Below are 25,330 nucleotides of genomic sequence, written 5' to 3'. Positions count from 1 at the left end.
CATGATTCACTATATGTAGCAATTCCCGTAACGATCTATTAAATTGATCCCGGAGGCTTCTGGTTTTCGGGCAGCAAAGGATGTCATCGCATGAATAAAATAGTGATTCAAAAACCTCACATACCGGAAAACCTGCAAACCGCAGATTTCCATAAAACCGCGGTGCAGGATGATGTAATCAGCATGCGCTTGTTTGAAGATTGTACAATCTGCGGCGAAGATATTGAAAAACTTTGTGTGGAAAAAACGGTATTCAGAAATGTCGTATTTATTGATGTGTCTTTCCGGCAGATTGAACTGACCGATGTGATCTTTGAAAAATGTGATTTGTCAAACACCGATTTCAGCGGGGCTGTCATTCACAGAACTTCTATTAAGCTATCAAAAATGGTTGGAATGAATGTGGCGGACTCAACGCTGCGGAATGTTTCATTCGAGGAATGCCACGGACATTTCAGTTCATTTTCGTACTCAAATATGAGACAAGTTCGATTTGATCGCTGTGCCCTTATGCAAAGTGAGTGCGGCAATATGACGCTCCAGCAGACACACTTTGACGGGTGCGAACTGGAAGGCGCCAGCTTTACCGGCACGTCCCTTCAGAACATGGACATCAGCACGTGCCGTTTTGAACAGCTTCATGTCTCCCTCGACAAATTGAAAGGCTGCAAAATCGCGCCGGAGCACGCGATGGCTTTCGCCAGAGCGCTGGGAGCTGTCATTGTATAACAAATGTTAGATCATCAGGCGGCGGGCTGTATCGGCTGCCGCTTTAATGCCTGTTTCCAAATCCGCAAGAGATGCATAGGAATATGACAGCCTGATGCTGTTGCGGTCTTCGCCGTTATAAATAGAACCGGGATTCACCAGCACCTGCTGTTTCAGCAGTTCATGAAAGAAACGGCTGACAGGCAAGGGTTTGTGAAATGTCACCCACATATAAAAGCCGCCGGCGGGAATCCGCCACGTCGCGATGTCCCCGGCATACCGCTCGAGAAACTGAACTGCCGCATCTCTCCTTTGTTTTAAAACCGCGCGTATCCATGTCAGATGCTCTTCATAATATCCCTGTGACAGCCATTCGGCTGCCGCCCACTGGGACAGGCCGCTCGATCCGTAGTCTGTCTGCATTTTAATGTCCGCCAGCCGTTCAATGACCGTCTCTGGTCCGGCCAGCCAGCCGATTCGCAGGCCGGGGCTCACTGTTTTTGAAAACGTGCCCACATATAAAATATTGCCTTCATGATCCATTGCTTTTAACGGCTGCGGCGGTTTTTCTTCAAACCATAAATCACCGTACGCATCATCCTCAATGATCGGCAGCTGCTCATTTTTTGACAGGCTGATGATCTCTTTCCTTCGTTGTTCTGACATGACAATGCCCGTCGGATTATGAAACGACGGAATGGTGTAAAGCAGCTGTCCTCCGTACTGTTTTCGATAAGAAGAAATAAGCCCCGCCTTGATTCCCGCTTCATCCATCGGCAAGCCGAGAAGCCGCATCCCCGCTGATTGAAACACATGCAAAGATTGAAGGTAGGACGGCTTTTCCGTCAAAATGACTGAATCTCGTTTTAAAAGCCCGATCGAGATAAGCTGAAGCGCCTGAAGTGCGCCGGACACAATTAAAATCGCTGACGGTGATACATGGATCTGCTTGCCTTTTAAATGGTCCGCCACCGCCTCTCGCAACTTACGGTTTCCTTTCGGCTGCTCGTATCCTAAAGAAAGAGCATGAGGATTGATCTGCTGAAACATCCGGCGCATTGTGTCAACAGGCAGCATGTCCGGTGAAAGCTCCCCTGTGCCTAATCTGATGATATCCGCTCTTGGTTCGTTTTGATTAATCTCCTGAATGATGGAAGAATTAGGGTGATGAATACCTGAACGGACGTAATTGCTCCAATCGAGCGGAGGCTCAGCCGTCAGCACGCTCCACGTACTGTTTACAACCTTCGTGCCGCCACCTCTTCTCCCCTCTAACAGGCCTTGAGACGTGAGTTCATCAATGGCTGCTGTCACTGTGCTGCGGTTCACTTGAAACATGTCGGCCAGCGTTCTCTGTGAAGGGATTTTCGTCCCTACAGCCCACTCTCCGTGAAGTATTTTGTCTTTCATGTACTGTTCGATCTGCCGATGCAGCGGAACATCCGAATATCGGCTTGGCCGCCATTGTGACAAGTTCATCCCCCCTCTTTTCTTCACATTATACATTTGGCTGGTCTTAAACCCAACCAAATGGCCGGAGACTTAGGAAAAAATCTCCCTTATGATTGAAAAAACAGATGTGAAGGGAGTTTTTTCAGTATGAATGCAATCATTCACGGAGTTGTGCTTGCCTTTGGCTTAATTTTGCCGCTGGGAGCGCAGAATGTATTTATTTTTCAGCAAGGGGCATGGCAAAGGCATATTTGGCGGGCACTTCCCGCCGTCATCAGCGCGGCTGTCTGCGATACCCTATTAATCGTATTAGCCGTTGCGGGTGTATCTGTCATTGTTCAGCAGCTGCCTGTGTTTGAAACAGTGATGATGGCCGGGGGATTTTTGTTTCTCCTCTATATGGGCTGGGTGACTTGGAACAGCCATCCGAAAGCAAACCAAAATGAGAAAAATACGTTCACAGCTAAAAAACAAGTTGCGTTTGCGGCCGCCGTTTCTCTTTTAAATCCGCACGCCATTCTGGACACGATCGGCGTCATTGGCACAAGCTCGCTCCAATACTCGGGGCTTGAGAAATGGCTCTTTATGGCCGCCTGCATCGCTGTGTCTTGGTTTTGGTTTATCAGTCTTGCGATAGCGGGCCGGCTGTTTCAGACAATGGATACGAGCGGCAGGCTTATGCTGATCGTAAACAAATGCTCGGCAGTGGTGATGTGGGCAGCAGCAGGGTATTTCGGATTATCACTATTAAGAAATTGAAGGGAAAACAAAAGAGACAGCGAATTTCATAGAAAAGGAGGCAATGCTGATGACTGATGCTAAACAGTTTTATGACTACCATTCCTGGGCGAACAAGCGAATCTTGAATCATATCGAAAGCCTGCCGGAGGAAACAGCTTATCAAGAAGTACAGAGCGTATTCCCTTCTGTCAGCGACGTGCTGCTTCATATGTGCAGGGCTGACTACATTTGGCTGAAAACTCTTTCAGGAGCAACCTACCAAGAGGTGATAGACAGCGTCGGAAAATTTGAGGCCGCGCATCGTGATATGGCAGTGATTAATGGGCATTTTTCTGAACTGGAGGCACAGTATCACGATTTCTTCAGCCGCCAGACGGACTTTGAACAGCAGGTCTTATTTCAGCATCCGACACACGGGACACTCGTAACAACTTATACAGGCGTCATCCTGCATGTCGTCAATCACGGCACGTATCACAGAGGGAACGTGACCGCCATGCTGAGGCAGCTTGGCCATCCAGGCGTACCTACTGATTATGTGTACTATTTATATGAGAAGAAAGAAAGCAAGGGCTAAACTGTCCTTGCTTTTTTGATAGGAAAGATATGCGGGAGTGCCGACGCCTATAAACGAATATGAGCACTTTTCACATCCAGCTGTACAGGCCTGCCGCTTCGATACGATTGGGTCGCGGCAATGCCGACTTCTAAATTGATCGTTGCATCGATATCTGTCACAATCGGTGTTTTTCCATCCCGGACACACTCGGCAAAATGCTGAAGCTCTAAGCAGTAGGCCTCATGAAAACGAGTTTGAAAGTCTGGGATAATATCATAGCTGCTCCCTTTCGCCGACAGGATGGTCACATGTTGATTTCTCAATGTCCCTATGAAAATACTGCCCTCTGTCCCGATAACTTCCGCCCGGATGTCATGTCCGTATGGAGAAGTTCTGCTTGCCTCGACGTCCCCCGCTGCGCCGGAGTCAAATTCTATATATGTCAATGCCTGATCCACATCGCCGTACTGCTCCATAAACGGGTTGTTCAGGATCCTGCCGTGTCCCGAAACAGAAGTGATCTCTGCTCCGAGCAAATAACGGGCGATATCATAGTCATGGATGGAGCAGTCTATAAAGATCCCGCCGCTGTGTTTGATAAACGCTGCGGGAGGCGTTCCTTTATCGCGCGTAAAGCCTTTATAATAGATGGGTTTGCCGATTTCTCCAGCGTCGATCCGCCGTTTGGCGTCTGCGTATGCGGGATCGAATCGTCTCATAAAGCCGACTTGGCAAATGACACCTGTCTCTTTCACTTTTTCAGAAACTGCTTTTGATTCCTCAAGGCTTAATGTCAGCGGTTTTTCAACGAAGATCTGCTTGCCGTTCTCCGCTGCTTTGATGATCATATCGCTATGTGTGCTTGTCGGCGTTACGATAATGACAGCATCAATGCCGGGATCTTGCAATATCTCATACGGGTCCTCTGACCATTTTTCAATACCGAATTCTTTGGCAACTTGCTCCGCTCTCCCTTTCAACGGATCACCGACACTGACCAGCTTTGCACCCGGAACACTTGTGACGAGATTTTTCGCATGGTTATAACCGAGCCTTCCTAACCCTAATACCGCGCATCTTACTTGATATTCCACGTCCCATCCTCTCCTTTATCGCATTTTGGAATCGCCTTAAGAAAGCGCTTTCTCTCGACAGCTAAAAAAACAGTCCTCCAATCCGCTTTAACACGTTGCGCAAGCGCTTTCTCAAAAGATGGTTTCATTTTACAATGTCTTTTGCCTGCACGCAATATGTTTTTTGGCTTCAACAGTCAACATGAAAAAACCCGCTCATTAGCGGGCTCAAGTTTTGAGCGGTGATGTGGAATGCCTGACCACAAGCTCAGGCGGCAGCACGATTTTTTGTTTCGTCTTTCGTTTTCCTTCGATGGCTTCGGCCAGCAGTTCGATGATGCTCCGCCCCATATCTTTAATCGGCTGGGCCACAGTCGTCAGGGGCGGGGCCGCCATTTCTGCAAGAATCGTGTTATCAAAACCGATAATCGAAAGGTCATCCGGCACTTTTAGTCCTCTTATCCTTGCAGCTTGTATGGCAGCGCAGGCCAATACGTCGTTGAAGGCAAAAATAGCTGTTGGGGCGTTCTTGTCCAGCAATTTCCCCGCTTCTTCCTTGCCGCTTTCCAAAGAAAATCGCGTCGGGACGATAAGAGATTCATCTACAGGCGCGTTCGCCTCCTCCATCGCCTGACGAAAGCCTTTGATTCTGTTTTTTTCACCCGTCGTTGACCCGTCTCCAACAATGCAGGCGATGTTCGTATGGCCGAGTGACAGTAGATGTTTGGCGGCCTCGTACCCGCCGCGAATGTCATCCACCACGACAATATCCATCGGGAGCAGCGGCTTATCCTGAGAAATCATGGCAAGCGGGATTTGTTCGCTGGCGATTTCCTCCAAAGCAGACATGCTGTCATGATTCTCAATCCCTGTCGCAAAAATAATGCCGTCCACCTTTTTCTGCTTCAGGACAGAAAAATATTTTGTTTCTTTTTTCGAATCGTAATCGGTGCTGCAAATCATCATTTGAAAACCGAGTTCACCCGCCCTTTCCTCAATGCTTTTGGCAAGTTCGCCGTAAAAAGGATTTGAAATATCAGGCGTTACAAGAGCGATCATATTCGTTCGTTTTCCCGTTAACGCCGAGGCGTGGACATTGGGCGTGTACGCCATTTCTTTCATGACAGTTATCACCTTCTGCCGCGTTTTATCACTGATTCTGCCGGTATTGTTAATCACACGCGACACAGTTGTGATCGAGACACCCGCCGCCCTTGCCACATCGTAGATTGTTGTTTTCATATTCATCCCTCGTCTGGTTATTGAACTTTCCTGCTGACAATTTTCCGGTATTCAATTGGTGAAATGCCTTCTATCTGCTTAAAGAGTTTTGAAAAGTATGTCGGGTCTTCCATTCCGATCGTTTCCGCAATAACGCCCATTTTATCGTTTGTAGAGGATAAAAGTCGCTTCGCTTCCGTCATTCTCACCCGGTTCGTGTATTGTGCAGGCGTAACGCCAAGCACCTGCTGCATGCAGCGGCTCACATAATCCTGATGATAGTGAAGGGCGAGCGATAGATCCTTGATTGTTGTCTTTTCCTTATAATGCTCCTGTAAGTACCGGGCCGCCTCCCAGGCAACCCGCTCTTTCGCAGACGGAATTTGAAACGCCTCTTTTTGAAGATGCAGCATCAGCTCTTCAAATAAGATTTGTTTTCTAAGCGGCAAATCGGAGTTTTCCGCGGAGTAATCGATCAGCCTTTCAAACTGCTGCGCCATAAACTGCGGGCGCTGCACCTTGCCTTTTCTCGGCAAAGCCAGTCCGTAGCGGGCCGGCTCCTCGAAGCTCCCTTTTTCCTGCTGAAGCTCAGACCAATTGCTGCCTCCCTTTGCCGTAAATTTATACCGATGTTCATCAAAGTGAAGCCAATAATAGGAGGTTGCTTCATCACTGCCCTTCGTCCCATAGTGTTCAAGACCGGGAGAAAGCAAGATGTACTCGCCCCCTTCAACTGAGAACGATTTTTCATTTTCTGTAATATATAACGTTCCCTGCTTGACGTATATCAGGTCAAACACAGAGAATACGCGTTTCACATGGGTTTCTCCCTTTTTAAAAACCCCTTCTCCGGCTGCGATAAATACCGGAAATGGCGGGACTGTAAACTGGATGCGGGGCATTTTGATCATCCTCCTTTTTAAGTCGGATTTTTGCAAGAAGTATCGTTTCTCTCCCTTTTTATTATAGGAAAATGGAGGTACACTTTAAAACGTTGATTTTATTTACGAAAGGGGTTAGACACAATGAAACAAGCTGTCTTCAAATCAACTGCTTTGAAAAAACCCGCTGACAAATCGTTCTCATTATTTTCGCTTACTTGGCCGATCTTTATCGAGGTCTCATTATATATGTTTATGGGTAATGCCGATACACTGATGCTCAGCCAATACTCAGACAACAGCGTGGCAGCAGTCGGCGTCAGCAACCAGATTTTGAATTTAATTATCGTGATGTTCAGCTTTATCGCAACAGGAACGACTGTTATCATTTCACAATTTTTAGGGTCACGGCAAAAGAAAGAAGCCATGGAAGTCGCTTATGTGTCAATCGGCGCCAACTTCTTCATCAGCCTTGCCATCAGCGCCCTCGTCTTTTTCGCGGCCGTCCCTCTCCTTCATATGATGGGGTTATCAAACGCACTGATGCCTGATGCGAAAGTTTTTTTACAAGTTGTCGGAGGTCTGTCCTTTATTCAGGCTTTAATCATGACGTTCAGCGCGATCTTAAAAAGCTACGGCTACACAAAAGATACAATGTTTGTCACAATCGGCATGAACCTTTTAAACATTGCCGGAAACTTTATTGTGATTTTCGGCCTGTTCGGCTTTCCTGTTCTCGGCGTTGCCGGTGTGGCGATATCTACATCTATCGCCCGCGTCATCGGATTAATCGCGATGATTGTCATTGTCAACAAACGCATTCAGCTGAAAATGTCGTTGAAAAAAGTCTTTCATATGCATAAAGAGCATCTGCGCAAGCTGCTGAAAATCGGCATCCCTTCTGCGGGAGAACAGCTTTCATACAACCTGTCGCAAATGATTGTCACTTATTTTATCGCCATCATGGGCGCGCAGGCTTTGACAACAAAAGTGTACACGCAAAATATTACGATGTTTATTTTGCTGTTCGGCACCGCTATCAGCCAAGGTACGCAGATTTTAATCGGCCGCTATATCGGCGGGAAACAGTTTGACGCCGCTTATGAACGCTGTATGAAGAGCCTATACTGGGCACTCGGAATTGCGGCGGCAACGTCTGTTTTAATGACGATCTTTTCCAAGGATCTCATCGGCATCTTTACACAAAGCCCTGATATTATCGCTACTGCAAGCTTATTGATTGCGATGACGATTATTCTTGAACCGGGCCGTTCATTTAACGTCGTCATTATCAACTCCCTGCGGGCGGCTGGCGATGCGAAGTTCCCTGTCTACATGGCAATGATTTCGATGTGGGGCATCGGGCTTCCGCTTGCCTATCTATTCGGCATCCACCTCGGTTTCGGCCTTGCCGGCATTTGGATTTCCTTTATCGCGGACGAATGGGTCCGGGGAATCTTAATGTACAGAAGATGGCGCTCACGTATCTGGATTCAAAAAGGCATGGCGTAACACCCGGTTCAAGGCCGGGTGTTTTTTAGATATCAGAACGCTTCGTTCTCTGTGACAGCGTATTGATGTTGAAAGACATCGTATTGCTCCGACCGGATTTTTTCTAAAACAGCACGGTGCAAATGAAGAGCGGCTTTCACCGTTTTTTGCGAATACATCGGGAATAGCGGCAAGGCATCCTGGCACTCTTCAAGGTAGGCTTCCGCTTCAAAAGCGATATACTCCCATGTCATTGTGAACGGCTTATTGACGACGCCCTTCTGAAGATCGTCCTCTGTATATCCAAATTGCTGCATCACCTGCCGGGGGATGCGGCTTTTTTGCTGGTGGTCCGTGCCGATATCTCTTAAGATTCGAATCAGCTGTATAGCCAAGCCGAGAGAGACGGCTGCTTGTTTGAGCTGATCTTGGTTTCGACGTGTCAGTATCGGCAGCAGCATCAATCCGGCCGCACCACCCGTCTGATATGCGTACATGAGCAGTTCATCAAGGCTATCGTACGGTTTATCTTCCGCTTTCTGTGCGGCAATGAACTCACGGAACGGCCCGCTGTCCAATGTAAAGGTCTGGTACGCATGGCCGAAAGCCTTCCATAAATAATCATTTCCGTTATATGTCCCGGAAAATACCTGTTCCGCCTCAGCTTCCATGGCAAATAACGCCTTCTCATCCGCACTGGCCGCCGTATGGCAAAACGCCATGGCCGCCCAAGCGGCCTGTCTTTGCTTCAGCGGCAGAAACAAGAATGCATTGTAACAGGCTGGTTCGCGGGCGCTGACGATCTGCCCGCACTGCTGATAGGCTTCTTTTATCTCTTTCATTTCTTTTCACTCCTATGTATCACTGCTTCTTCAAGTCTATTATGTTTTCTCCCAATTGTATATGAAGAAAAAGCCGATTCCCACTTTGTAAAAGATAAGTGAGTGTATGTTTTTATGATGACAGCTAAACTTGCCTTTCATGTCACAGGCAGGTTACTTCAATAAAAGGAGGAATGTAAGGGAAAAAGGATAATTGTTATTTGATGTATCCTATTATTGGAGTGATTTAAGTGATAAAATTTTTTGAGTATAACTGGCAGGTAAGGGATGAATGGTTTACTTGGTGTCATCAACTATCCACTGAAGAGTTACTGAAAAACCATCTTGGTGGGGTAGGAAGTATTTTATATACCCTTTTTCATATTATTGACGTGGAATATAGTTGGGTTCGTGCTATCCAAGGGAAAGAAGATATCGTTGTTCAGTTCGCTGATTATCATACACTAGAGAAGGTTCAATCCCTTTCAATTAGTTTCCGAACTGACATTATTGACTTTTTAGAAACAAATTCAGATGAAATAAAAGATGAACTTGTAAGCGTTCCTTGGGATAAAGAGGTTTTATATACGAGAGATGATATATTACACCATATCATAGCTCACGAAATTCACCATATTGGCCAACTTTCTGTATGGGCTAGGGAATTAAAATTAAGCCCTATATCAGCTAATTTCATTGGGAGAAAATTGAACTATTGAAGTAACGGGGGTTTTCGTGCAACAACAAGTCGAAATTGGTGCTGCAGTACAAAAAAAGGATAAGTAGAGCATATTTTCTGCTCACCTATCCTTTTTTGTTTTTATATATAAAAAATGTGATATTCTATTGGGAACCTTCTAGATCATAATGTTAAATATCTTTATCCCTCATCAATATCAATGCGATACGCTTCAAACCACGTATGAATTTGGGCAAGGTGGGCGATCAGCTGAGGCCCCTTCATGAGCTGTCCGAACCACGGAACCTTGAAGGAGGAGCCTTCCGTTTCTAAGAGCTGATCCAATTGTTTTCTGTCCAGCAGGGTATGGAGCACGGAGTCCTTTTGGCTTCTGATCGTTTTCAGCCATTCGCTGACGCCTTTTGTATATTCCGGGTGGTGTGTTTTCGGATACGGGCTTTTTTTGCGATACAGAATGTCATCAGGCAAAATGCCCTCGAGCGCTTTGCGCAAAATGCCTTTTTCCCGGTTGTCATGCATTTTCGTTTCCCATGGGATATTCCAAACATATTCCACGAGCCGGTGATCGGCGAACGGCACCCGCACTTCAAGGCTCGCTCCCATGCTCATGCGGTCCTTCCGATCCAAAAGGTTCGTCATAAACCAAAGCATATTTAAGTAGAAAAGCTGTCTTCTTGCTTTGTCCACACCCGTTTCTCCGTCTAATAATGGTGTTTCTGCCAAGGTTTCTTCGTATTTGGCATTTACGTAGTCTTTGAGATTCAATTTTTTCTGCCATGATTCAGATAGCAGCTTGATCCGCTCCTCTGTCGATCTCATCCACGGAAATCCCGACTCAACGTCTGCTGTATGGAACCACGGATACCCCCCGAAAATCTCATCCGCGCACTCTCCCGACAGGCTGACGACAAAGTCCTTTTTGATTTCCCGGCAAAACCACAACAGGGATGAGTCGACATCAGCCATTCCCGGCAAGTCTTTAACCAATACGGCTTCCTCTAAATGATCGACGAGATCCTTTTGGCTGATGACGCATTTGTGGTGCGTTGTGCTGAAGGCATCTGTCATTTTTTCAATCCAAGGCCCATCGTCATTCGGCTGAAAAGCGCTTGCTTGAAAAAATTTATCATTCTCTTCGTAATCAATCGAATAAGTATGAAGCGGGGCTTTTCCTTCCTTTTCAAAATGGCCTGCCGCAACCGCTGTAATGGCGCTTGAATCCAGTCCGCCTGATAGGAACGTACAAACCGGCACATCCGATACAAGCTGCCGCGTCACTGCATCCTGAAACAACGACCTGACATTGGCAACCGTGTCATCAAAACTGTCCGTATGTTTTTCGCTTTCAACATTCCAATAACGCCAAATGTTCAGCCCGTCTTTGGAAAACGTCAGCGCGTGAGCCGGCCGGACTTCTTTCACGCCCTTAAATACGCCAGTACCCGGGGTTCTGGACGGTCCAAGGCCGAAAATTTCAGAAAGTCCTGTTCTGTCCACTCGGGCTTTTATATGAGGGTGTGCGAGAATCGCTTTGATTTCTGACCCGAAGAGAAAAGAAGATCCCTGCTCCGTATAAAAAAACGGCTTCACGCCGAGACGGTCTCTCGCGGCAAACAGCAGTTCACGCTTTTCATCCCACACAGCAAAAGCGAATATGCCATTGAGATGGTCTACACAGTCTTCCTGCCATTCAATGTAGCTGTGCAGCAGCACCTCGGTATCTGACGTCCGCTCGAACTGATGGCCCCGCGCCCGCAATTCTTTGCGCAGATCTTCCGTGTTATACAGCTCGCCATTGTAAATAATGGTGTACGTATCTCCTTTATAGGTGCATGCCATCGGCTGGCGCCCGCCTTCGATATCAACGACCGCAAGCCTTTTATGTCCGAATAAAACATGGTGCTCCCCCCAAACGTTAGAATCATCAGGCCCCCGTTTGGAAAGAGTGTCTGTCATTCTGTTGATCGTTTGTTTTTCCTGGACGAGCTGCTTTTTAAAATCGACCCAACCCGTAATTCCACACATGTGATATCAGCTCCAATCCCGTTTCTTTCGTAACAATTTCGTTTCTTTCAGCACCTTAGTAAGTTTATGCATCTATAGGCAGATAGTTGATTTGTCCACAAAAGAGTTGTATGGGACAGGCTTGAATTGGAAAGAAAGGAGAGGAAAGAAGAAAAAGGAGACAGCATGCATGAAACGGAAACAATTATTATATAAAGAGGAACGAAAATGGGAATACGGTACCATCCTCATCGAAGATGGCATCTGTTTAATCGAAAACGGAGAAGGCGATATACTGCTGGCAGACAGTCTGCATCACAGCCCAATCTGGATCCATCATAAAGGAAAGTGGGAACAGGCCGGCTTTCAGGATAAATCGATTCTGGCATGCGGTGAAGAAAACATCTCCCTTTCAGGCGGAGAACGCATCCGCTATGAAAAATCAGTCAAGCGGCCGCTCATGACGCTTTTGGATTCGCTTGATGACGAAACCTTTCTCGCATTTTTACAGCATTTGCACAGCTTTGGCTTATCGGTATTCGATTGCGTGTTTTCTTATAATAAAGGAGTCTTTACGAATACATCGGAGGAGCAGGGTGTTTCTTTTTATCACTTTTCAAACGACACCGCCCAATGCGCAATGCAGCATCACTATAGCAGCGAAGGGACAGGAGACCGGTTCGAATGGACGGCATCAAATGGAAAGCGATCCATTATGTATTCAGCGGTCCGGCGGGGGCGCAAATAAAAAAAGCGGTGCAGCGAGCACCGCTTTTTGGTTATTTTTCAACGACGACTTTTACATTCTTGCTTTCTTTTTTGTCTGGATCAGCAGCCGTGACGTACAGCACCGTTCCGGCTTTTTGTTTTTTGATTTTCACCGTGAACGTTCCTTTCGCGTCAGCTTTGGCAGAAGCGATGACTTTCTTTGATTTGTTTTTCACTCTGATCATTGCTTTGCTGTTCGCCTTTCCTTTCACTGCCGTATCTTTCGTTTTCACTGCGTTGACTTTCGGTGTGCCTGAAGGTTTTCCTTTGACAACGACAATTTTATACGACGTTTTCGCATCGCCGTTTGCTGCTTTTACATACAGTATTTGATCTTGTTTTTGAGTTGGAATAGTGACCTTAAATGCACCATTTTTTCCGGCTTTGGCGCTGCCGAGTTTTTTCTTGCCGCTCATCACTTCGATAAGCGTGTCTTCCTTCGCGCTTCCTCTGACGGCTGTTTGTGTGCTTTCAAGCTTGTTGACTTTGAGCTGTACATCAACTGCGCTGACAGCCTTCATGACATTCAGCCGCCCGTAGCCTGAGTGCCAGTCAACTCCGGGGATCTTCGGAATGTCAATCGGATCACCATAATCGTCATACAATTCTTCTTCTTCGCCATCGACACTTTCAAACGAAATATCATCCGCCGTCTTTTTCAAAATATCCTCTGCTTCTGTTCTTTTCAGCTTAGGGTTTTGTGCAAACAGCAAGCCTGCAGCAGCGGCAGCATACGGTGTCGCCATAGACGTTCCGCTCATGTACGTGACATTTCCGTTCGGCACTAAGCTCGGGATATCAGACCCTGGCGCTGAGATATCAAGACCTTTACCATAGTTAGAGAAATCAGCGGTCATATCCATGCGGTTCGTTGCTCCGACTGACATCACATATTTAGAAGATGCGGGATAAGATAAGGAATTGGCTCCGTCATTTCCGCTGGCTGCGGCAATCAAGACATTTTTGTCAGCCGCGTATTTCAAAGCAAATTCAAGTACGCGGCTGTAGCCTCCGCCTAAACTTAAATTAATCACCTTTGCCCCTTTGTCAGCAGCATATTTGATGCCGAGGGCAATTTGTTCAGTATCTCCGGCTCCTGTGGAATCAAGCACTTTTACCGGGATGATTTTCGCTTTGGCGTTCAAACCAGTCATTGAATAGCCATTATCGCTTTGAGCGGCGATAATGCCGGCGACGTGCGTCCCATGCCCCTGATCGTCCATTGCGTTGTTATTCCGTCCGACAAAATTGCGTCCGAGATCTGTTCTTACTTTTCCTTTTAAATCGGCAAGTGTGCTGTCCACACCTGTGTCTACGACCGCAATGAATGTATCGTTCAGCTTGCGTTTGGACAGCAGAGTGCTGGCAGGCTCATATTTCACATCCGCGTTTTTAACACCGCCGTTTTCACCATTGTTTTTAAGCGGCCATTGGTAAGGATATTGAATATCGTTTGACAGGCTTTTGTATTCCTGCACAGGTTCCGCAAACTCTACGTTAGACATCTTGGATAATGTCGCAGCAGCACTCTTGACCCGTTTTGCGCTTGCCGTATATGTGCCGTTCTGTTTCTCGTCTTTCGGAAGCTCAAATGAATAAAGATTGTCAAACAGTTTCTTTGCCTTTTTCACATTGGAAATGTCTTTTTTCGATTGCGCGCTTGCAGAAAAGCCCTTCATTTCATTATGTACGGATGAGAGGCTTTTATTGTTCTTCACCTTGAAAATGACTTTTGTTTTCTGAACTTCACTTTTTGCCGCAAGTTTGTTTTCAGTTAAAATCGCTCCAGCTGTTTTGCCTTGCAGCTGCTTGATATTGAATCGTTCCGCCTGTTTCTTTATCTCCTTTTTAAGGAAAGACGGGACGGATTGTAAAGCATTCTCGTATAGCCGATTGATCGCTTTTTGATCCTTTTCGGTTATCTGATATGAAGATGACGCACCGTTTTCTGACACATCATCAAACAACGGCTTTAATGTCACAAGATCCTGATAGATTTCATTTCTCGCTGTTTTATTGAATGCGAGCTTTGCCACAATAAACGGTGCCGCTTTGTAATAAAGGCTTGTCAGTTCTTTGCCTTCTGCTGTTTGGCTTAACTGGTCATCGCGAATCGCTCTCAGTTTGTCCAGAATGCTTTTTCCCGATTTTTTCTGATCGACACTCATTTCCACCGGACAAGCTTCTTCCTGTTCTAAATCTGACGGTTGCTTTTTCGTGCCTTTATACCCAATCGTATACTTGGCTTCCGCAGCTGCTTCCGCCGTTCCGCCGTCCTCTGGTTCTTCTTCCCCGAGGTATTCAACTTTTACATAGTAAGGGCCGCTCCACGCGTACGGAAAAATCACTTCGCTTTTTCCATCCTCCGCCGTATAAGAACGGTACATTTCAAACGTTTCATCTTTAAGCGCTTTTTCCATACTTGGATATACAGATACATTCAGTACTGAATCACTCTTTACGGTCAGTGCCATATGTGAGTTTTTCTGAATATCCGCTTTTCCCGGAGTCACTTTGTACCATTTCACCTGTTCCGGTTCCTTCATGGTGCCTGTCTGTTCTTTGCCGTTTTCCAGAGCATCCGCCTGATCGATCGCGCCGGCCGCCGCTTTGGTTCCCGGAGAAAAAAGGCTGAAGATCAGTGCAAAAATAAGCACTGCCGCCACAAACGAGCTGAACTTTCTGCGTTTCATGATATCCCTCCTGTAAAATAATGAATCTTCTTGAAGGTATCATAATTTCATAGGACGAGATACCGCTTGCAGGGAATTTTAAGGTTATTTTAAATTTTTTTGGGATATTAGGAAGATAGTAACAAAACCCGACTCCATCCATAGAGCCGGGTTCGCACGTTTCTATTAAAATAAGTGAAAGCCGATTGGCAAATGCAGACCGAGCAGCACTGTCAGCACAAGGACAATGACGAAGCCGATCCATAGGCCTCCGGTTGATTTTTCTTTTTTCTTGCGGATGAGGAGCATTTCCATCAGGCCGATAGTGATAATGCCAAGAATCATTTTGCCGGCGTATTCTCCGTTCCAGTTGGCGAAATCGACAAACAGCCAAGCTCCGGTCAAAATAATTAGGATATAGAATAACCGCAGAATCATATGAGTGATTTTTGCGCCCTTCGCACTTCTTGACGCATACAGCGAGTAGCTGACGAAAAGCAGAATCAGCGCTACCACCCATGTCGTAATATGTAAGTGTGTCATACAGGTTCCCCCTATCAGATAAATTACCCCACTTATAGTACCATGAACTTGTCCTCTCCCACAAAGACGAGTCTCAGAAAAAACGGGCGGGTCCGCGTCCGCCCTTCTGTTTGGTTCAGCCGATTGGGTTTGACAGCGTTCCGATCGGATCAATCGTAATGTCGATTTTGTCACCTGACCGCAAGAATTTCGGCGGCGTAAATCCCTTTCCGACGCCAGACGGCGTACCGGTGGCAATGATGTCTCCCGCTTCAAGCGTCATCCCCTTTGAGAGGGTTTCAATTAATTCCGGAATGGAAAAGATCATATCGCTTGCCGAACCGGATTGGCGCAGCTCACCGTTGACTCTCGTTTCAACCTTGAGGCGCTCAGGCTCCTGAATCGATGATTTATGTACAAGCACAGGTCCCATCGGACATGTCGTATCCAGACTTTTTCCGATAAAAAACTGCTTATGCCTTTTTTGCAGATCACGCGCCGTGATATCATTCACAATCGTATATCCGAAAATATGGTCATATGCGTCTTCTTTTGATATGCGGTTGCCGCTTTTTCCGATGACGACAGCAAGCTCTCCTTCATAATCAAGCTGAGAGGTGACCCCTTCATGGCTGTTTACGATATCACCATGCCCTGTAACCGTAACCGGCGATTTTGTAAATACCATCGGATGTTCAGGAATGTCAGCCTCGCTTCCCATTTCAATCGCGTGATCCCTGTAGTTTTTGCCGATGCAGATGATATTTTTTGATGGCCTAGGAATCGGTGCATGGAGCTTCACCTCAGATAATGAATACATAAATGACCCCAGCTCATCATTCGGTTTCTTTGCCCACTCGGCCAGCTGCCTCGCATGCGTAACGAATTTATCCCCTTCTGCGATACATTCAATCAGCGATCCCGGAATCGTCTCAAGTTCAAACAGTTTCTTTTCAGCCTTTTGCAAATCCATGATTTTCTCATCATCAATGATCAGGCCGACAAACTTTCGGTTGTAAAGTTCCCCTGTCGCAAATTTCATGTTATTCCTCCATCATCTTTTAAATCAGAATGCTCCTTCATGTATTCTCTGTCGAATGCTGAAATCCCTTTTTATCACGACCGTTTTCATTTCGTTTCAGGACGGGCTTGCAGTACATATCATACAAATGTCGTTTTGAGGAGGAGGAAAAAAGATGGAGAGCGTACATTTATTTTTTCATCGGCATCAGCTTAAGAAAAAAGGAACTGCCAAGGGGCTTCTGGTGACAGACCGGTTAGTTTCTCCCATTCTTCTCACACAGCGTGACAGAGCGGAAAAGACATCCTATGAAATCAGCTGGGAAAAGGCTCCGCTAGGTGAAAGCACACTTTTTTTGAATGCGGAACAGGGTGATCCGTCCCTGATGCGGCGCAGGCTCGCTTATTGTCTTTTTGGCGAGATCGGTGTTCCTGCTCCCGCCGCCTCATACAGCTTTCTGACCATCAATGGCCAGCCCGAAGGCGTTTATTTGAACATCAAGAACCGTCAGCTAGCCGATAGGACAGCTTATCGAGTAAAGACTGCCGATCCGCGGGTTCCGCTGTCCGTTTTTAAAGATGAATCTTCCGCGTTTTCACACAAATTTTTCACGCTGATTCGTACAGCGGAAGATGCCGAATTAGCTGAACGCATTAAAATGTATCTGGATATCAAATTGTTTTTTTTGTGGCTGATCGGCAATGCCTGCACCCGTCAAGGCTTTTATTACACATTTTGTTTAAACGAATCCGGCCGGCTTCACGTTTCCCCGACAGAGACACGATCGCTTGCCGCACACGGAATAGCTGACGAAGATCCTCTGCTGACTAAAGGACGGACGCTTGCGTCAAGGCTGCTTTCCATTCCCGCTTTCCGGTCGCAATATCACACATTAATGAAAAACGTGCTGTACCGGTCGTTTACCATTGAACGATTGTCTCCTTTCATCAGCGAATGGCAACTTGACATTTGTCAAAAAGCTGATGATGATCCTTTTATAAAAAAAAGCCCCTTTCAATTCGAAAAGGAGCAGACAAACATACTTAGAGAAATTGAGGAACGGCAGGACTTTTTGCAAGCACACTTAGCAAGACTATAGTCCTTCCTTGCATGAAAAAAGGCCGCAAAAAAATTGTCGCTTTTTTAGTCAAATTGACGAAAGGCAACCTTTTCAGCAAAAATGGGTTATACTAACGATATCCTGTTTTGATCAAAATAAATTCTAGAATTGGAGATAGGGTAATGAATAGTAAAATTGAAGAAATGAGAATCACACTAATTGAAACAGCACAAAAATACGGCATGAACTCAAAGGAAACGATTCAATGCAGCCAAGAGCTGGACAGTCTGCTGAACACCCGAATTAAAAAAGAAATGGTTTTTGGGGGATATCCTGAAAACTCCCGTATGTGAATCATTTTCTATAACGTTGAATTCACCATATGTAACTCCGCTTTTTGCTCAGCACTTCTGAGATATACCTCAGGGCGAGAATGTGTCCGCCCAAAAAATCGGTTACCGCAGCACGACAGCTCCAAAAAGCATCCTACACGCAAAAACACCGAAGAAACTGAAATAAAAATCACGCAGGCGGATAGCGGTATCCATCGCCGCAATTCCGCTCGGTTTATACATTCCCCGCTTTTCAAACAATTAAACATATCGGCTGAAAAGATTTAATCGTTTGCATGAAAAGCTGATATGTCCCCTTTAAATTTCCTTCACACATATGTGCGTTTGTCATAAGCTATCGTGAAAAGCCCAATTGAAATCAAATTGTATTTTTACTTTACCCGCCTTTTTTCAATTTTTCAACAAAGGATGTGCTCGTATGCCGGCCATTGTCGGAGCGTTTAAAATTAATGCGATTGGTACGAGCGGAGTCGTTCACATCGGGGACTGTATTACGATTTCTCCTCAGGCACAGGTCAGAACGTTTGCCGGTGCGGGCAGTTTTAATACCGGTGACAGCCTCAAAGTGACGAATTACAAAAACGCGACGAATGTGTATGACAACGATGCAGTTGATCAGCCGATCGCAGGGAATGCATAAAGGAGTGAGGCCCATGAATTTCTATGTGAATCAAACCATTCAAATTAACTATCTTCGGCTTGAATCCATCAGCAACTCCTCTATTCTGCAAATCGGAAGCGCCGGATCAATCAAATCTTTGTCAAACTTGTATAATACGGGCAGTTATGTAGAAGCCGCCCCAGAGGTAACTGCTTTGGGGCAGCCAGTCGAGTCGCAGGAGCCCGATACAGGTGCATTGGTCCCGCTCCAGCCTCCTGGCCGTTAATCATATGAAAGAGGTGAAAGACCATGTATGATCAATCTGTTTCCTCTTATTTGCAAAACTTGAACTCCTTCGTTCAGCAGCAGGCGCTTCATATTCAGCAGCTCGAACGTCAGCTGAAAGAGATTCAAACTGAAATGAATTCGATGAAACAGCGGCCGGCCACAACCATTGAGCGTGTGGAGTATAAATTTGACCAGCTGAAAATTGAACGGCTCGACGGGACACTGAATATCGGCTTAAATCCGACAGACCCGAACAGTGTCCAAAATTTTGAAGTCAGCCAAACAACACCTGAAATCGGGATGATGCAGCAGGAAGAGAGCGCCCAGCTCATGCAGCAGATCCGACAAAATGTCGACATGTTCTTAACCGAAGAAATTCCAGATGTTTTGGAGCAGCTTGAAAACCAATATGACAGCAGGCTTGACGATACCAACAGGCATCATGTCATTGAAGACATCAGAAAACAAATGGACAGCCGGATTCACTACTATATGTCCCATATCAAAAAAGAAGAACAGACACCGCCTAAACAATATGCGGAACATATCGCTGAGCATGTGAAGCGGGACGTGATCCGTGCTGTAGAACATTTTCTGGAACATATCCCATCCGAAATGAAAGGAGATGAGCAAGCATGATTTTCACAGTCATTAACCGTAATCTGGAAGTCGGGAATATTCGAATGAACGGTGTGTCCAGCTCCTCTATTTTCCACATCGGAGACACTGAATCGATCTATCTTTCTTCTATTTTCGATACACCGCCTGAATCTCTTATTATCGGACCGTTTGCTCCGCCGTCGCCGGCATAATGCTTAAGCGTATATCCCGCATCAGAATGATTAAATTTAACTCTCTTGGTATAGCAAGTGTGTTTCAAGTTGGCGATACAAACGAAATCGATATGAGCATAAAAGTATTTGCTGTACAACGCTCGCTGTCTACGTTTTACAATAATGAAGGCTCGTTTCACAGCAAGGATTACCCGATCTTTCAGCAGCAGGCTGTGACACCGATTCCGGAAACAGGGGTGCAAAGCGCATTTTGCCACGAGGTTCCGGTCATTCATGTTCGCAACGTCAAAATTCAAGGGGTCTCATCCTCTTCTGTCTTTCATGCAGGGGCGGCTTCGGTTGTCCGCGGCGATGCGAGAATCAAACATATCAGGCAGATTCAGTCTCCGCGCTCACAATAGTCCGCCAAGAGCATATACTAAACAGAGACTTCGATAAAGGGTGTCGTTTATGCCAGCAATTGTCGGGCCTATAGCTATCAATTCGATATCGGGCGGAGTCGTAAACTTTGGTGATTCCTTTTACCTTTCTCCGAAAAGCTCTTCAAAATCTGCGCTCGGTTCGGGAGCAGGAAACACGGGAGACTTCCTTCTATTAAACAATGCAGTCAACGCGACAAATTATATAGACCCCGATGTCAGCGATCAAGATATGGTTGGAAATGGATAAAAGCAGCCGCTCTGCAAAGAGAGGGCTGCTTTTTAGTTATTTTTTTCGTTCATTTGATTTCTTTGTTTTGATCAGCTTCTCAGGCGGCTGTTTTCTGATCCATTTGACAAACCGCGCAAGCTTCAGATCACTTCTAAGTTCATCTATTCCGTTCAAGCGAACCGCAAGCTCTTGATTGGTATATAAGGCATGAATCTGTTTATGGCAAGGAATACAGAGCATGGCTGTGGGCAGGAATGTTCCGCCTTCCTCTTTCGGTGTGAGATGGTGCTCTGTCAGCTGGACATCACTCCGGCCGCACAGCTCACATATTCCGGCAGTCTGCTTTGCCATATCCGTTTCCCCCTTCTTACATCAACTCAAGAGATATCCGTGTTCCGCGGCCGCTCGGTTCAGCCGGATGGACGATCAGCTTTTTCGGAAGCCGTGCCCGCAGTTCCTGCACATGGCTGATGACACCGACAGACAGATTGTCGGACTGCAGTTTTTCCAAGGCTGTCACAACCGTATCCAGCAGATCTTGATCAAGGGTGCCGAACCCTTCATCTAAGAAAAAGAACTGCAGCGGGTATTCCCCGCGAAGCTGGATCTGCGCGGACAGCGCAAGAGCGAGAGAAAGCGAAGTGAGGAAGGTCTCTCCTCCAGATAAGCTGGATACCGGGCGTTTGACGCCACCATTCGCGTCATCCCGCATCACGAATCCGCCTTCTGAATCCACTTCTATGGCATAGCGCTGTCTCGTCAGCATGCCAAGTCTTGCTGATGCGTCCCGCGCAACGCTTTCAAGCTGCTCCTCAGCTAAAAATTCAACGAAGGTATTGCCTTTAAACACAGCTTGCAGCTTGTCCAGCCTGTCAATATGTGTCTGCCATTTTTTCAGTTCAGCTTCAATTTCGTTAAACCGTTTATGATGGTCGCGAATGACGGCCAGCGCTTTCGCTGCTGCGCCTTTTTCCTCTATAGCAGCGCCTAATGCGTCCTCAGCTTCTTGTAATGCCGTAACGGTTGCGCTCCATTCGCTCTCTGATAAGGCTCGGCCGGCAAGTATCTCTGCTACACGTTTTAAGTTTGCAGCATTCTGCTTCAGCTTATCCATAAACTGGTCGATGCCGACTTTCATCTTGTCAAGCTCATCGGCTGGGATAAGACTTCGCTCCACCTCCTCAGCCCGGGTAAAGCAGGTGCTTTTCGCATGCTCGAGCCAAGCGGCTGCCGCTTTTTCCAATCTGTCCTTCGCCTCTTTAAGGGTGAGCTCACTTGCTGAAGCGCGGCTTTTCGCCTGATTGAGCATCGTTTGGGCGCTTTGCAGTTCTTCATACAGAAATTGCTCTTTTTCCTTTAACAGCTTTAGATCCTGCTGGACAGAGCGGAGTTTGATTTGGATCGAATCTCGTTTTGCGTAATCTCCGAGCTCGAGCTCATAATCAGCTATGACGCTCTTGATGCGTTCAGCCGCATAATGAATCTCCAGCTTTTCCCGTTCAAGCTGGTGTACCGATTCCCGCAGCTTTTCCTTTTTTGCTTCATGCTCAGCAAGAAACGCGATGCTCTTCTCAATCCGTTTTTCACATTCTTCTGCAGCCCTATCCTTTTCTTCAATGGCTTGCTGCCATTTTTCCGCTTCATTCACAGACTGATCCTGAAACGCTTCTTTAAACATTTTCAGGCGGCTGTCCATCGAGGACTGAAGCTCGGCGATAATACTGTCAATCCGGTCAGCCTCTCTTTTTTCAAAGCCGATTTTTTCATGAAGCTGATCGGCCTTTTTTAAAGATTCCTGATAGGCGCTGATCATTTGTGCCATTCTTGTTTTAACAGAAAGAATATCCTGTTTGACTCGTTTCCATTCTAACTTGGCAGTTTCGAAGGCTTCATGCACCGGTTGATTCTCGTAAGAAGCTGCTGCTTCAAGGTTCTGAACTTGCATCGTTTGCAAAAACGGGCACTGTTCAATAAACCGCGCGGATTGTTCTTCAAGCGTGATTTTGGCTGAAAGAATCTCCTGGCTGAAAGCTGCCGCTTCCGTCAATAACACATCTGTCCGCTTAATGTTTTCTTCAAGATTGCTGTCGAGCTCATATGTTTCATGTACTGAGGCAGACGGATCATGATTCGTTGAACCGCAAACCGGGCAAGGCTTTCCGGCGGTCAGTTTTTCGGCTAATTCTTTTGTGAGCAATGCCATTCTTGCTTTTTCACGCTGCGCGTGAAGCGTTTGTTGTCTCTTTTTAGCCTGCTCAGTCATACCGGCTAATGACCGTTCCGTCTCACACACCAAATGATACACGGTTTGTACAGCCTCATATGCCTGTACGATATTGTTTTCTTCCGCCCCCGTCTTTTGATCGAGTGTACTCTTCTCCTCATTCATCTTCTGCAGCAAGAGGTTCAATGCGTCACTTCGTTTTTGCTCTTTTGTGATTTGCTCCTCAGTCTGTCTGATGCGCAATGCCATTTCTGCGGCCTGTTGGCAGTTTTTTCGCTCATCGGATGTTACTTGCAGAGATTTGAGCTGCTGCTTCAATTCCGTCTGTCTGTTTTGCCCTCGTGAAAGGCGGTCTATTACAGACTCCAATTCATTCATGACTGATTGAAGGGCCTCTTCTTTCTGCTGGAGTTCAGCCTTTTTGCGCTCTTCCTCTTGCTTGGCCTCACTCAGTTTGATTTCGATCTCCTGCAACCGGGAAAGCTGCTCCTGCTCGGTTAAAAGCTCAGGCTCTTTCTCGCTTTTATGCCGGCGCCACGCTTCATACTCTTCATGTTTTTGGTGATAGGATGCTGTCCGGTCTGCTAAATCCTTTTCGGCAAGCGTTTGTTCCTTTGCAGCCTTCTCCTCTTGCTGGATCGCTTCTGCATACCGGTCCGCATAAGGCTTCAGAGCAGAGGCTGTTTCTGCTTCCAGCAGGCGTTTTTGCATGCTGTCTACGTGCGGCTGTTCCTCTTCGAGACGTTTTTTCTCTTCTTCATAAGCCGATTGTTCCTTTTGGACATTCCAAATCTCCTGGTGCTCCGTAAACCGCTCTTTTGCCTGGTCACGATTCTTCCTCATTGCTTCCAGATGAGCTTCGGCTTGTTCGAGAGCCTTTTCCGCCTGCTCAACCGCTTCTGAGCTCGCCTCACCTAGACCGGACTGTTCAGCAAGCATTTCACTTTTTCTCGCATTGGCTTCCTGCGCCTGCCGTCTCAGCTTTTTCACAAGCCGGTCTCCATACTGCTCCAAATGAAATAAACGCTGAAGCATATGCCTGCGCTCCGCCCCTTTTAAAGACAGAAATTCGGCAAATTTCCCTTGCGGCAGCACCACCGCTCTTGTAAAGTCGTCGATCGTCAGCCCCAAGAGCTCCTCGACTCTTTTATTCACTTCGCTGGCTTTATCAGCCAGCACCGTGTGCTCGTCTTTGATTTCGATGAAGCGGCAAAGTGCCGTTTTCACCTTCATTTCATCCGTTCTCTTAAACACACGCTCGACTTTGTAAGAGATTTGATGATTCGTCTGAAGCGCAAAGGTAAAGGAAACAGACAGCGTATCTTCCGCATGGTTTAAAATTCCGTGCGTATTGTTTGCGGCCCGCTCCACCTTTCCGTATAAAGCAAGCGTCATTGCGTCGAGGATAGAGGATTTACCGCTTCCTGTCGGGCCGAAAATGCCGAAAACACCGGCGCCCGAAAGGCCTTCAAAATCTATCGTCTGCTCTTCTCTAAAGCTGTGGAGCCCCTTTATAGTTAAGACGATCGGCTTCATTTCGCATCCTCCTCTTCAACGCCTGATGCAAGCTCTAAAAACAGCTTCACCATTTCTTCATCCGGCACCGCGCCGCCAGTTTGTTTTTCATAAAATTTCTTAAAACGGTCTTCGATCGACACATGCTTAACCTCGATCTGTTCCCGGTCTTTGTTCTGTTCTTCAAAAACCGGCCTGATATGGATAAAGCCCGGGTGCGCCTTCCGCAGTCTGTGGATTTCTTCAAGTGATAACTGGTCCGCCACACGGATTTCAAGGTCAATCCAGGCATTCTGATCCCTGCCTTCATCCAGCCAGCTGTACACCTCGCTTAAGCCATTTGCCGCTTTCCACTTCACAAGGGGCTTGCCGCTTGATAATAAAACCTCATGCCAAGAGGCCTCTTCCCCCGGCTTCGCGTCCACGATTGTCACTGATTTAGCGTAGCCCGCTTCAGAAAAGCTGTAGGCGAGCGGAGATCCTGAATAACGCGCAAGCGTACGCGCCCGTTTGATCGTTTGCGGCCGATGCAAATGGCCGAGCGCAACGTAAGCGGCATCAGCCGGCAGGCTTTCAGCGGCCACCGTATAAGCCCCGCCGACTTCAATCGGCCGCTCTGAATCCGTTTGGTTTCCGCCTGCGACATAAATATGGCTGGCGGCAATCTTCACTGCGTCTTTGCGGAACCGGCTTGTCATATGCTCAAACGCCTGCCTGATTTTCACATCATAATGATCACGGAGCAGCTTTTCATCAAATGTATCGGAAAGCACTTCATTTAACCGCGCTTCAGATGGGTACGCCAGTGCTCCGACAGCCAAAAGCTCCCCGGCTGAAGGCACTTCAATATGAAGCGGTTCTGTTGTCGGATAACCGATTAAATAAATGCCGTTTTCATGTGTCAGCGGTGAAGCGGCGGACAAACGGTCAGGATTATCGTGGTTTCCGGCAATGACAGCGATCGGGCGCTTTCCCCTGTCGCTGAGCGCAGACAGGCTTTCATAAAACAGCCGCTCGGCTAAAGCCGGCGGGTTTACGGTGTCAAACGCGTCCCCTGCCATGACAATGGCATCGACCTGCTCTTCTTTTACAATCGTATTCAATTCATCAAGCACATCGGCCTGTTCACTTAGCCTGCTTCTTCCTTCAAGCGTTTTTCCAAGATGCCAGTCCGCCGTATGTAAAATCCGCAAATGCTTTCACCTCTCTT

Annotated in this window: 24 protein-coding genes and 2 pseudogenes; 14 read left to right on the top strand and 12 right to left on the bottom strand. The window is 46.8% G+C overall.

Annotated features, from left to right (window positions below; all coding sequences use genetic code 11):
• Positions 1-90 precede the first annotated feature (90 nt).
• Positions 91-729: a pentapeptide repeat-containing protein gene (locus ACY3LV_RS15630; protein WP_333561943.1), complete on the top strand. Its 639-nt coding sequence runs from the start codon at positions 91-93 to the stop codon at positions 727-729.
• Between the two features lie 6 nt (positions 730-735).
• On the opposite strand, the gene ACY3LV_RS15625 is transcribed toward ACY3LV_RS15630, so the two are convergent.
• Positions 736-2,187: a PLP-dependent aminotransferase family protein gene (locus ACY3LV_RS15625; protein ID WP_333561944.1), complete on the bottom strand. Its 1,452-nt coding sequence runs from the start codon at positions 2,185-2,187 to the stop codon at positions 736-738.
• Positions 2,188-2,269: 82 nt separating this feature from the next.
• On the opposite strand from ACY3LV_RS15625, the pseudogene ACY3LV_RS15620 reads away from it, so the two are divergent.
• A pseudogene (locus ACY3LV_RS15620) lies at positions 2,270-2,919 on the top strand (LysE/ArgO family amino acid transporter).
• 49 nt (positions 2,920-2,968) lie between these two features.
• A complete protein-coding gene (locus ACY3LV_RS15615) occupies positions 2,969-3,478 on the top strand; it encodes a DinB family protein (RefSeq protein ID WP_148964243.1) in 510 nt (169 codons plus the stop codon).
• 47 nt (positions 3,479-3,525) lie between these two features.
• Here the strand turns inward: ACY3LV_RS15615 and ACY3LV_RS15610 are convergent, their stop codons facing one another.
• The 3 genes from ACY3LV_RS15610 to ACY3LV_RS15600 all read right to left on the bottom strand — a co-directional run bounded on the left by ACY3LV_RS15610 (position 3,526) and on the right by ACY3LV_RS15600 (position 6,656).
• Positions 3,526-4,554, bottom strand: a complete 1,029-nt coding sequence (locus ACY3LV_RS15610; protein WP_148964242.1) for a Gfo/Idh/MocA family oxidoreductase — start codon at positions 4,552-4,554, stop codon at positions 3,526-3,528.
• A gap of 207 nt (positions 4,555-4,761) precedes the next feature.
• Positions 4,762-5,775: a LacI family DNA-binding transcriptional regulator gene (locus tag ACY3LV_RS15605; RefSeq protein ID WP_333561945.1), complete on the bottom strand. Its 1,014-nt coding sequence runs from the start codon at positions 5,773-5,775 to the stop codon at positions 4,762-4,764.
• A gap of 17 nt (positions 5,776-5,792) precedes the next feature.
• Positions 5,793-6,656, bottom strand: a complete 864-nt coding sequence (locus tag ACY3LV_RS15600) for an AraC family transcriptional regulator (RefSeq protein WP_333561946.1) — start codon at positions 6,654-6,656, stop codon at positions 5,793-5,795.
• Positions 6,657-6,779: 123 nt separating this feature from the next.
• Here ACY3LV_RS15600 and ACY3LV_RS15595 point away from each other — a divergent pair, with 123 nt between their 5' ends.
• Entirely contained in the window at positions 6,780-8,147 is a 1,368-nt protein-coding gene (locus ACY3LV_RS15595) for an MATE family efflux transporter (RefSeq protein ID WP_414957458.1), read from the top strand.
• A 32-nt stretch (positions 8,148-8,179) separates the two neighbouring features.
• On the opposite strand, the pseudogene ACY3LV_RS15590 reads toward ACY3LV_RS15595, so the two are convergent.
• Positions 8,180-8,991: pseudogene (locus ACY3LV_RS15590) on the bottom strand (phytoene/squalene synthase family protein).
• Positions 8,992-9,198: 207 nt separating this feature from the next.
• On the opposite strand from ACY3LV_RS15590, the gene ACY3LV_RS15585 reads away from it, so the two are divergent.
• On the top strand, positions 9,199-9,666 hold the full coding sequence (locus tag ACY3LV_RS15585) for a DinB family protein (RefSeq protein WP_087993630.1): 468 nt from the start codon (positions 9,199-9,201) through the stop codon (positions 9,664-9,666).
• A 161-nt stretch (positions 9,667-9,827) separates the two neighbouring features.
• Here the strand turns inward: ACY3LV_RS15585 and asnB are convergent, their stop codons facing one another.
• Positions 9,828-11,672: an asparagine synthase (glutamine-hydrolyzing) gene (asnB, locus tag ACY3LV_RS15580; RefSeq protein ID WP_148964237.1), complete on the bottom strand. Its 1,845-nt coding sequence runs from the start codon at positions 11,670-11,672 to the stop codon at positions 9,828-9,830.
• 169 nt (positions 11,673-11,841) lie between these two features.
• Between asnB and ACY3LV_RS15575 the strand changes: the two genes are divergently transcribed.
• Positions 11,842-12,399 (top strand): DUF2777 domain-containing protein, encoded by a 558-nt coding sequence (locus ACY3LV_RS15575; RefSeq protein WP_148964236.1) that lies wholly within the window; start codon positions 11,842-11,844, stop codon positions 12,397-12,399.
• A gap of 31 nt (positions 12,400-12,430) precedes the next feature.
• Here ACY3LV_RS15575 and ACY3LV_RS15570 read toward each other — a convergent pair whose 3' ends face one another.
• The 3 genes from ACY3LV_RS15570 to ACY3LV_RS15560 form a co-directional block, all read right to left on the bottom strand.
• Positions 12,431-15,112, bottom strand: coding sequence for a peptidase S8 (locus ACY3LV_RS15570; RefSeq protein ID WP_333561948.1), 2,682 nt, complete (start codon positions 15,110-15,112; stop codon positions 12,431-12,433).
• Positions 15,113-15,277: 165 nt separating this feature from the next.
• The gene (locus tag ACY3LV_RS15565; RefSeq protein ID WP_087993634.1) at positions 15,278-15,634 is read right to left on the bottom strand and encodes a YisL family protein; all 357 of its coding nucleotides are present in this window, start codon (positions 15,632-15,634) and stop codon (positions 15,278-15,280) included.
• 115 nt (positions 15,635-15,749) lie between these two features.
• Positions 15,750-16,655: a fumarylacetoacetate hydrolase family protein gene (locus tag ACY3LV_RS15560; protein WP_148964234.1), complete on the bottom strand. Its 906-nt coding sequence runs from the start codon at positions 16,653-16,655 to the stop codon at positions 15,750-15,752.
• A gap of 154 nt (positions 16,656-16,809) precedes the next feature.
• Here ACY3LV_RS15560 and ACY3LV_RS15555 point away from each other — a divergent pair, with 154 nt between their 5' ends.
• From ACY3LV_RS15555 to ACY3LV_RS15520, 8 genes are all read left to right on the top strand, one after another.
• Entirely contained in the window at positions 16,810-17,733 is a 924-nt protein-coding gene (locus ACY3LV_RS15555) for a CotH kinase family protein (RefSeq protein ID WP_333561951.1), read from the top strand.
• A 143-nt stretch (positions 17,734-17,876) separates the two neighbouring features.
• Positions 17,877-18,047, top strand: a complete 171-nt coding sequence (locus ACY3LV_RS15550) for an aspartyl-phosphate phosphatase Spo0E family protein (RefSeq protein WP_087993637.1) — start codon at positions 17,877-17,879, stop codon at positions 18,045-18,047.
• 418 nt (positions 18,048-18,465) lie between these two features.
• Positions 18,466-18,687 carry a spore germination protein gene (locus ACY3LV_RS15545; protein ID WP_087993638.1) on the top strand — a complete coding sequence of 74 codons (222 nt, stop codon included), beginning with the start codon at positions 18,466-18,468 and terminating at the stop codon, positions 18,685-18,687.
• A 13-nt stretch (positions 18,688-18,700) separates the two neighbouring features.
• A complete protein-coding gene (locus tag ACY3LV_RS15540) occupies positions 18,701-18,934 on the top strand; it encodes a spore germination protein GerPB (RefSeq protein WP_148964232.1) in 234 nt (77 codons plus the stop codon).
• Between the two features lie 23 nt (positions 18,935-18,957).
• Positions 18,958-19,575: a spore germination protein GerPC gene (gene gerPC, locus ACY3LV_RS15535; RefSeq protein WP_087993640.1), complete on the top strand. Its 618-nt coding sequence runs from the start codon at positions 18,958-18,960 to the stop codon at positions 19,573-19,575.
• Complete coding sequence (locus ACY3LV_RS15530) at positions 19,572-19,748, top strand: spore gernimation protein GerPD (RefSeq protein ID WP_333561952.1); 177 nt, start codon at positions 19,572-19,574, stop codon at positions 19,746-19,748. Before gerPC ends, ACY3LV_RS15530 begins: the two co-directional genes overlap by 4 nt.
• Entirely contained in the window at positions 19,748-20,131 is a 384-nt protein-coding gene (locus tag ACY3LV_RS15525; protein ID WP_148964230.1) for a spore germination protein GerPE, read from the top strand. The genes ACY3LV_RS15530 and ACY3LV_RS15525 overlap by 1 nt, the downstream gene beginning before the upstream one ends.
• Positions 20,132-20,180: 49 nt before the next feature.
• Positions 20,181-20,399: a spore germination protein gene (locus ACY3LV_RS15520; protein ID WP_010333667.1), complete on the top strand. Its 219-nt coding sequence runs from the start codon at positions 20,181-20,183 to the stop codon at positions 20,397-20,399.
• A 36-nt stretch (positions 20,400-20,435) separates the two neighbouring features.
• On the opposite strand, the gene hlpB is transcribed toward ACY3LV_RS15520, so the two are convergent.
• The 3 genes from hlpB to sbcD are packed head-to-tail and all read right to left on the bottom strand — an operon-like array spanning position 20,436 to position 25,313.
• Positions 20,436-20,732 carry an HNH nuclease-like protein HlpB gene (gene hlpB, locus ACY3LV_RS15515; protein ID WP_148964229.1) on the bottom strand — a complete coding sequence of 99 codons (297 nt, stop codon included), beginning with the start codon at positions 20,730-20,732 and terminating at the stop codon, positions 20,436-20,438.
• A 16-nt stretch (positions 20,733-20,748) separates the two neighbouring features.
• Entirely contained in the window at positions 20,749-24,141 is a 3,393-nt protein-coding gene (gene sbcC / locus ACY3LV_RS15510; RefSeq protein ID WP_333561953.1) for an exonuclease subunit SbcC, read from the bottom strand.
• Positions 24,138-25,313, bottom strand: coding sequence for an exonuclease subunit SbcD (sbcD, locus tag ACY3LV_RS15505; RefSeq protein ID WP_087993645.1), 1,176 nt, complete (start codon positions 25,311-25,313; stop codon positions 24,138-24,140). The genes sbcC and sbcD overlap by 4 nt, the downstream gene beginning before the upstream one ends.
• Between the last annotated feature and the right edge of the window lie 17 nt (positions 25,314-25,330).

The organism is Bacillus sp. 11C (assembly GCF_055486375.1).
This window is presented reverse-complemented; position numbering and strand designations above follow the sequence as displayed.